The sequence below is a fragment of the Halomonas lysinitropha genome, assembly GCF_902500215.1.
Classification (GTDB): domain Bacteria; phylum Pseudomonadota; class Gammaproteobacteria; order Pseudomonadales; family Halomonadaceae; genus Halomonas; species Halomonas lysinitropha.
The window spans coordinates 37,755-46,137 of record NZ_CABVOU010000030.1 but is presented as its reverse complement, the minus strand read 5'-3'; the positions used below and the strand labels follow the sequence as shown (position 1 = coordinate 46,137).

Annotated in this window: 7 protein-coding genes; all 7 read right to left on the bottom strand. The window is 51.2% G+C overall.

All coding sequences use genetic code 11. The features are described from left to right. Positions 1 to 87: 87 nt before the first annotated feature. The 7 genes from HALO32_RS08045 to HALO32_RS08015 all read right to left on the bottom strand — a co-directional run bounded on the left by HALO32_RS08045 (position 88) and on the right by HALO32_RS08015 (position 8,329). Positions 88 to 1,269: a hypothetical protein gene (locus HALO32_RS08045; RefSeq protein WP_151443278.1), complete on the bottom strand. Its 1,182-nt coding sequence runs from the start codon at positions 1,267 to 1,269 to the stop codon at positions 88 to 90. A 119-nt stretch (positions 1,270 to 1,388) separates the two neighbouring features. Beyond that, positions 1,389 to 2,963, bottom strand: a complete 1,575-nt coding sequence (locus HALO32_RS08040) for a hypothetical protein (RefSeq protein ID WP_151443277.1) — start codon at positions 2,961 to 2,963, stop codon at positions 1,389 to 1,391. A 41-nt stretch (positions 2,964 to 3,004) separates the two neighbouring features. Then, entirely contained in the window at positions 3,005 to 3,994 is a 990-nt protein-coding gene (gene galE, locus HALO32_RS08035; protein WP_151443276.1) for a UDP-glucose 4-epimerase GalE, read from the bottom strand. 174 nt (positions 3,995 to 4,168) lie between these two features. Continuing rightward, positions 4,169 to 5,056 carry a hypothetical protein gene (locus HALO32_RS08030; protein WP_151443275.1) on the bottom strand — a complete coding sequence of 296 codons (888 nt, stop codon included), beginning with the start codon at positions 5,054 to 5,056 and terminating at the stop codon, positions 4,169 to 4,171. 317 nt (positions 5,057 to 5,373) lie between these two features. Further along, the gene (locus HALO32_RS08025) at positions 5,374 to 6,042 is read right to left on the bottom strand and encodes an HAD family hydrolase (protein WP_151443274.1); all 669 of its coding nucleotides are present in this window, start codon (positions 6,040 to 6,042) and stop codon (positions 5,374 to 5,376) included. Further along, complete coding sequence (locus HALO32_RS08020; protein WP_151443273.1) at positions 6,039 to 6,731, bottom strand: acylneuraminate cytidylyltransferase family protein; 693 nt, start codon at positions 6,729 to 6,731, stop codon at positions 6,039 to 6,041. The genes HALO32_RS08025 and HALO32_RS08020 overlap by 4 nt, the downstream gene beginning before the upstream one ends. Then, entirely contained in the window at positions 6,728 to 8,329 is a 1,602-nt protein-coding gene (locus HALO32_RS08015) for an aldolase catalytic domain-containing protein (RefSeq protein ID WP_225809843.1), read from the bottom strand. The genes HALO32_RS08020 and HALO32_RS08015 overlap by 4 nt, the downstream gene beginning before the upstream one ends. Between the last annotated feature and the right edge of the window lie 54 nt (positions 8,330 to 8,383).

Here is an 8,383-nt window from a genome sequence, read left to right as displayed (position 1 = left end):
GTCCTCTGCCAGGGGAGAGATGAAGCGACTTGCCATGCTGCCGTCCTAAGCTGAAATCCTATCGGCACTATGCATGAAAATATCTGCCTAGTCACTTAAGCGGCGCTGCAACCAGGACAGACTCTCCAATTGTGCGTACAGGCGGTTCTGGACCGTGATCAAGTCTTTAGTGAACTTACCCGCATTATCCTTGCTCGCCTGAAGCAGGGTCTTTTCCAAGGAGGCAAGCTCTTCGGTCATCGTTTCCATAGCGTTCTCATTGTTGTGCTCTGGGGAATTAAGCGATGGTTGATTGCCATTATCCGGCACGGTGACGATAGGCAGTAAGCTGAACAGTACAGGCCGGCGCAAAGCATCGGAGCCAGGCACCTCAAAACGGTTCACAACCGCGCCTGACGTTTTCTCAATTTCAAGAATATGCGACGGAGGCATGTCCGAGCTGTCCTTCCGCCTATCCTGAAACTGACTGCACCCCACAAAAACACTGTTTTCGGTCACGTGAAGGCCACGACACCAAAACATACTGCCGTTATTTACATGCAAAGACAAATCAATAAGCCGATACTCATTTTTACCCAAGTCATCTGCACTATGAATACCAGTATAAACTCGCAATCGATATGCAGAGGTTTCCGTTACCCAGAACTCATCCTTCCAGAACACGCCATCATGCGGCCGCTCAAGGTCATCAATTATAAATTCGCCCGTCTCTCTATGTACTATCGCCCCTTTGCCTGTCAGGTTCAAATTGCCCAACGTCAAGAAGGTTTGACCGAAAGCCGTCGAGATGTGGTTGATATGGCAAAGATCGGGTGCAGAAGGATCACGCACGACGACCAAGTCGCGCACACGGTCAGATATTTCCCAAAGGAATTGGCGGCCCAAGAAACGACCATCCAGCGATATCTCATCAACCGAATCCATAAAGGAATTAGCCAGTAGCAAAACACACTGTGAGCTATCAAAGTGCAGCATATGCAAATCTGCATTCGCTGCACGCCCCATCAACCACTCCGGTTGCTGCAATTGCCAAAGCAGAGAAAAGCTATAATTGTCTTCGCCAACGGCTTCAAAGTGATACGCTTTCACCGAAAAGGAATTACAAATATACAGTGTACTTCCAACCATACACGCACCGCGGAATCCCTTGCGTGAGAAAGAGTAACACTCGTCCGTTCGAAAATAGCTAACATTCTGGGTCACACAATCAAGAACAGAAAACCCTTGAGTATTGGCAATTCGAGAGTCGACTGGCAACAGAAACTTCATTACTGACAATGATCCCTAATGGTCAAGCTCTATACCGTGAATGTAAACAGCTATCCTGTATTATCTCGAGAAAAAATAACAAATATCTTGATCAACCACTTCAGCACCAATAAAAACTTTTACCGACGATGGTGACGCCGAACAGCTACCAGAAAATGCCAAACACAGGTGGAAAGCAGAAAGGAAATGAATAGGATAAAAGCTTCGTGGCCGGGGTAATGCGTATAAAGAGATCGAAATAGCACAAAGCCATTAGCCCAAGCATTCAAGATATCAACAACTGGGGTCACGAGGCTAGATACCGCTGCAGGTAGGACTAGCCAACCTTGTTCATAATTGGCACGCTGCAAGGAGACCAGCGATACTAGGAACACTATCAGCAGGAGCGGACGCCAGTAACTCTGCCCGTGCAGAGAAATGACATAGTTAATCTTTACCAGAAGCCGCTCCCAATAGCGCCAGGTCCAGCCATGTTCTTTGGCGGAACAACGAAGCTCTCGGCGGTAGGCTTCCATCTCCAAGGCATAAAAGGCATTGGCTTCAATACGGTTACCGACCGCTTCAAAAGATTGCTTGATGATGCGAAAGGTTTCGCGATCAGTTTGCTTCCTTGCTACTGTATCAAAATGACAACCAAGAAAATTTGGCTGCTCTTTAAAATTGGTATTACGCAAATCAAGAGGTAGTAAAAAACGCCCACCCCGGAAGTTTGTAAAGCTATAAAAGCTTACATACTGGAGGAGGATCTTACTCTTCTCTGTTGCTGCAACACCAAATTGGCAATTTTCAAAGCCGGCAAAATCTCGAAAAATGGATTTCCTGACCAGCAAGCTGCCGAATTTCGACTGAAAGAGATCTGCCAACCCATTGAAGTTCACGTTCCGAATTCGCAAGCAGGATATTTCGGCATTGATCAGTGCGAACTTATCATTAAAAACCGTGTTAGAAAGATCTATCTCTCTTATTTTATCAGTGTTAGCCAACGTAAATCGCCTGCCAAACTCGCAACCTTCTATGGCAATCTTTTCGATTTTTTGCTTGTGGGCTTTATTATTAAAAAAGACTGGAATATCAGACTTTAAGCCATAGAGAGATAGCTCGCCATCAATGAAACAATCTTGAAAAAGAGCACGACAGCTATGCAATGGCTCACTGCCAATATCATCACCGCTAAAACTTACTCCCTGTTTAAAGTCACATGCCTCAAAAAGTACGTAGTCAGGCCCTGGCCCACTCGTTTCTTCTTGCTGAGACCAAGGAAAATGGAAAGTACAGTCTTGGAAGCGATAGCGAGTTGACGTATATCTATCGAACAATGACTCACAATAGAAGTGACAATTAACGAAGACCAAGCCAGGGATCGACTCCAACAAAAGATGGTAATCGCACCCCAAACGTGGATCACTGGCCGGAAAATGAACCCCATGCACCAAAAGAGATTTATCACTACGGGAAAGCTCTATGTCCAGTTCTTCCAAACCATCTGCATCAGGATCTTGCTCGAATTGTTTTATCGCAAGCTTGCTTTGAAAAAAAACAACACATTGCTTTATAGTCACTCCGGAAATCTCAACAGCTAGAATATGGGCCAAGTAAATGACAAGTGAATTAACGAACTCTTCTTGAGCTTGCGTATCAAGCAACCACTCATCAATGGTGTCAGGTTTGGCAGAGGTAAGAATATCGCTTTTCATTATGTTTTCTAGCTAGCCATAAAACCACTTATTATAGCAGATCAGCCAGCTAACTTTTTCTCCCATGCCCAAGCGTGCCGGATTATGGTCTCGAGCTCCGCATACTGCGGCTGCCAGCCAAGCTCGCGCCGGGCCAGAGTGGCATCGGCCACCAGCCGGGCCGGGTCGCCGGTTCGCCGTTCGCCCTCCTCCACTCTCAGCGTACGGCCATCCTCGGCCACGACGCGCTCCACCGCCTCGATCACCTGCTGTACCGAATAGCCCTGGCCATTGCCAAGGTTATAAGCCAGCGCACCCTGTTTCTCACCCTGAACCAGCGCATCGAGCGCCAGGGCATGGGCGCTGCACAGGTCCTCAATGTGGATATAGTCGCGAATGCAAGTGCCATCCTCGGTGGCGTAGTCGCGACCGAAGACGGTGATCGACTCGCGCCGGCCCGAGGCCGCCTGCAGGATCAGCGGGATCAGGTGGGTTTCCGGATCGTGGCACTCCCCGAGCTCACCCTCGGGGTCTGCCCCGCAGGCATTGAAGTAGCGCAGGCATACCGAGTTGAGGCCATGGGCAGCGTGGAAGTCCTGCAGTAGGCGCTCCACCATCAGCTTGCTGGCCCCGTAGGGGTTGATGGGCCTCTGCGGGTGGGCCTCATCGATGGGCACGTATTCCGGCTCGCCGAAGGTCGCCGCGGTGGAGGAGAAGATGAAGTGTTTCACCTCGTGGCGAACCATCTTCTCCAGCAGGTTGAGGGTATTGGCCACGTTGTTGCGATAGTATTTGCCCGGATCCTGCATGGACTCGCCCACCAGGCTCGCCGCGGCGAAGTGCATCACGCCGTCGAAGGAGTGCTCGGCAAACAGCCTTTCCAGCAGCGCGGTATCTGCTAGATCTCCCACCACCAGCTCGCCATGGCAGGCCAACTCGCGGAAGCCGGTAGTGAGATTATCCAGCACCACTACCGAATGACCGGCCCGGGCCAGCTGCTTGACCATATGAGAGCCGATATAGCCGGCGCCGCCAATGAGGATAACGTTCATATAGACACCATACTTTACTTTCCATAAAACCAAATTGGCAGAGGAAGACATAGATAGACACTATAAAAATCGTCATAATCACTCACCAATCCGGAAATTGAAAACAACACCTCTTGACAAACTAAATCTTTAACACTCAGGCAACATAAGAACTAAAAAAATCTTGGGAAAAAATTAACACATCACCAAAAACCCCACCACTGAAACCTGCGGCCTGAAAAGTGAAACTTTCTTTAAATTACCAATAGTTGCAGGAGTTTCTTCATAGCCGCTAGATAAACAGCCGGATTCCCTACACCTCACCACAAAGCTTCCCCTAACTTCCAAAGATGTATTAATTGGCCTAAACCAAACGAGGGGCTTTGAATTGTCAGAGCGAAAAACAGCCCCTTTGAATACAAGATTCTTTACGACCCCCCCCCCCTCAGAAGAAAATTCGATAAAACCATAGGAGTTACGTGAATCCAGAAAAATACCGATCAAAACACCCGCACTGGCTGCTTTAACCTCCAACCACTCACGCTCGACTTTGAATCCAGAAACAGAGACGATCGAACTTTCTACTTTAAAACCCTCGAAGCCATTTTCAACATCATCATTGCCGACAAAATAAAATGGGAAAGCTTGGCGAGATGAATTTCTATATCTTTCACGGACTCCCGTGCACTCAAAAGGTGTATGATCCATAATAAAAAACAGCTCATCAGCAATCATGCCACCAACTTCGAAAGCGACCTCACGCTTTGGATGTGTATCATCCATAAAAAATTTCTTATAACAATCTACACCCCCACTCAACAACTTCAGCATTTCAGAGTTGAAATCAAAAAAATAAAAACCTCTTGACAAGGCCTCACTTCTAATCAACTCAATAATATTATTATCACCTCCAGAAAGAAATAAGCTCATTGGCTGAAAGCCAATAACTAGACATGGAATATTTAGACTGAAAATAAAATCATAAAGCCTTGCTAATATATTTTTATATTGACCAACTCTTTCGCTATAGAAAACCAGGTCATTTAGTGAATGATCTAGTATAACGGCATCATAGCCATACACATCATCTCCCAAGTCACACAGTTGATAAATGATATTAAGGATTCCTGATCCACCTATGGCTCTTTTATTAAATCTCCACCCGCAACTTTGTTTTGAGCTAAAACCACAGACCCACCCCCCCCCTTATCACACTATTACTCTCACCAAGTATTAAAATATTCATCTACAATTACTCGCCAAAGAGTACATGCAAAAATTTCAAGCTCTAAAAATCACACAAAACAATGAAGCTCATAACTCAATGTCAACGTGAATAAAGAAACTAAAGACTCGCCTTCAAAAAGAGAAACCTTAAACAATTGCATAAAAACTAAAAACTATGCAGAGATGTTGGCAAGAGAAGGGATAGATATTATTCTATTTCTATCAGACCAAACTTTCCACCTTTCAACCTCGCTCCAGCCGCTCAGAAACACGAAGTCCAGCCCGGCGGCACTGGCCGCCTGGTGGTCGTACTTGCTGTCACCCAGGAACAGCGCCGGCTGCCGGATGGTTCCGGAGGCCAGCTCACGGGCCAGGATCTCGTCCTTGGTGTCGGGGCTGCCGAAGATACCACCGTCAAACCACCCGGCGATGCCGCGCTGGGCAAAGACATCGCGCAGCTCGGCCTGGTCGCCACCGGAAACGATCAGCCAGCGGGCGTTGGGGGTCTGCTGGCGTAGCGCTTCCAGCCCCGGGGCCATCTCGCAGCTCAAGAGGCCCTTGAGCACATGACCGGCATAGGCCTGCAGCAGCGCCTCCAGATCGGGGCCCTGCTGCTCGGCATGAAGCGGTGCGATCTGCTCCAGGAAGTGGGCAAACTTCTTGTAGCGTGATATCCCGCCGTGGGCGACATGGTAGTTGACCATGGCCTGGGCGGCCGCCTCGCCGTAGGACAAGGTGGCCTGGTAGAAAGCCTCGGTCTTAACCTGGTTGGAGTCCAGCACGACACCATCGCAGTCGAAGACTAGGGTGGTGTAGTCGGATACTGAAATCTGCTGACTCATATCGTAACCAAGCCTTTTTCTACTAAGCACTCTGCGACAACAAAATCTTCGAACCAATCGATATCGAAACTGGTGAATTTGTCCAATTCGTAAAGATAGGGTCGCCGGCCAATGCGATCATCCAAATCACGATAGAGGTCGGCTGGGGCCAGGAAGGCACCGCTATTAACCTCATGGACAGGCTTCATCGTTTGAGTACGTGGCCATTTTTCTATCTCGCGGTCATAATTCATGGGGTTCTGATCCTGCCAAAGAAACCCATGAATAGCCGTGGTGGTCATCAACGAATCATAGCCTCGATGCAACTGATCAAAATAAACACGGATCACTTGGTCATAGTGCTTCCCTGTAATAAAGGGAGATGTCACGTGCGTCCAAAGAATATGACCTTCAGGGATTAGGTCGAACGCATGAGCTACCAATTGGTCCGTGCTAGTGGCGCCCGACGACAACTCTTCAACCCTTCTATGTAAACGCAGCCTAGGCTCTTGCAACGACTCGGCAAACGCCAAGATGTCCGCATCGTTGGTCGTCAGAACAACTTCATCAATCAGCTCAGCAGCCAATAACTGGCGGAGCTTTACCTGAATCAACCCAAACTCATAACCTGCGAATGGCTTGATATTTTTTCTCACTACGCGCTGGCTGCCGGCACGACAGGGCAGAAAGCAGGTCACCTTATCTGTCATGAGTTCATCCCGTACACACTCTGCTTGATGACATCGTAACGCGATGGTGTGATGGCAATGAGAGGGAGCGTGTCGTTGGCCTCCTGAAACTGCTGCACCACGCGGTTCATTTCCGCATTGCGCGGATCCTCTGCCGGATAGCCATCGAAGCCGGCCAGATAAAGCGTACGCGCCCCACCGCTGGCGGCAATGGCAAAGGCGTAGGCCATCACGAGTGACGTTGGCGCCGTACAGTGTGTCTCGGCAAACGCAAAGCACTCCGCCTGGACATTCAGGCCGAAATCCAGCACCTCCTTGTTCGCCAGGGAGTCGCGCACATCCCCCGGCAGCATGGAGTAGGGGGTGATCAGCGGCTGGGGCAGCTTGGTATACGCCTCACAGTCCGCCAGCAGGCGTACCGGGTGGCAGGCCACGCGCAGGTCGATCAGCTCGGCCTCGATGGCGCTCTGGGTGTTAAGGGCCAGCACCAGCGGCCGGTAGTCGCGGATATAGCGCTCCAGAGCCCCGCGGTGGCGGGCCACGCCCGGCCCGGTACCCAGCAGCAGCACCTCGCGCCCTGCAAAGAGCTCTTTTGGGGACCACTGCCCCTTGGGCTCGCCGCGATAGAAGTGGCGCGCCGCATCCAGGGTGTTGAGGCTGAACTTCTTGCCGCCCTCCACCCGCAGGTGCTCGATCACCGCCAGCACGTCTTCCTCGCTGTAGCGGGAGTCGCTGAGCATCTCCTGGATATAGGTGGGGTGGATACCGTACTTGCCGGCGAGGTAGTAGTAGGGGTTGGTGCCCCAGCCGTAGTGGGCCTGCATGGGCTTGAAGTGCTCACGCAGCAGCACCATCAGCGGCACCAGGTTGGCAGGCTTGCCGCGGCGCTCGGCGATCTCGATGGCCAGCTCCTCAGTGCGGGCATTGCCTGGCCCACGGCCCATGCCGGTGACAGTGGAATCGCCCCAGGTCATCCCCTCATCCAGCGCCCGCAGGGTGTTGGAGAGCGCCAGGCCCAGGTTGTCATGGGTATGGATGCCCATGGCACCGATCCACTCGCTGCGGAACCACTGGATGATCTGCGCCGCCTGATCCGGGTTCATGCTGCCCATGCTGTCGGCGAAGTAGAGCACATCCATCGGGTAGGCCTTGGCCTGACGGGCGAGCGCCTTCACCTCCGCTTCGGTGCGAACCGCCACCTGCATCAGGTTAAAGCCGACCTGATAGCCACGCTCCTTCAGCCAGGTGACCGCCGGCAGCGCCTTCTCGAACTCATGAACGTGGCAGGCGATGCGCACCAGGTCCACGGGCGAGTCCGCCGCCGCGTTGGGGAACAGCCGCTGCAGCGCCTCCTCCTGCGGCACCTCCCCCACCAGCTCGTTGCCGTTGACCATCACGCCAATCGTCAGCCCGGCCGGTATCGTCAGGCTGCGGATAAACTCATCAGTGGTAAAGGCGCAGGGGCCCTGAAAGCCTTGGTTCTTCAACGTTCGGAAGCCAAGCTCCACCACATCCACCCCGGCGGCCTGCATGGCCTCGAGGTACTGGTGGATCAGCTCGGAGGAGAAGTCCCAGGCGTTGTAATAACCGCCGTCGCGCAACGTGCAATCTAGAAACATGATTTTCCTCATAGGTAAACTACTGTCTCAAACACCCTATCTCTCAATAAACAG

Bases quoted from the DNA above. Each gene is read 5' to 3' on its own strand.
- HALO32_RS08020 (WP_151443273.1), bottom strand. From the start codon at position 6,731: ATGACAGATAAGGTGACCTGCTTTCTGCCCTGTCGTGCCGGCAGCCAG.
- HALO32_RS08040 (WP_151443277.1), bottom strand. From the start codon at position 2,963: ATGAAAAGCGATATTCTTACCTCTGCCAAACCTGACACCATTGATGAG.
- HALO32_RS08025 (WP_151443274.1), bottom strand. From the start codon at position 6,042: ATGAGTCAGCAGATTTCAGTATCCGACTACACCACCCTAGTCTTCGAC.
- HALO32_RS08015 (WP_225809843.1), bottom strand. From the start codon at position 8,329: ATGTTTCTAGATTGCACGTTGCGCGACGGCGGTTATTACAACGCCTGG.
- galE (WP_151443276.1), bottom strand. From the start codon at position 3,994: ATGAACGTTATCCTCATTGGCGGCGCCGGCTATATCGGCTCTCATATG.
- HALO32_RS08045 (WP_151443278.1), bottom strand. From the start codon at position 1,269: ATGAAGTTTCTGTTGCCAGTCGACTCTCGAATTGCCAATACTCAAGGG.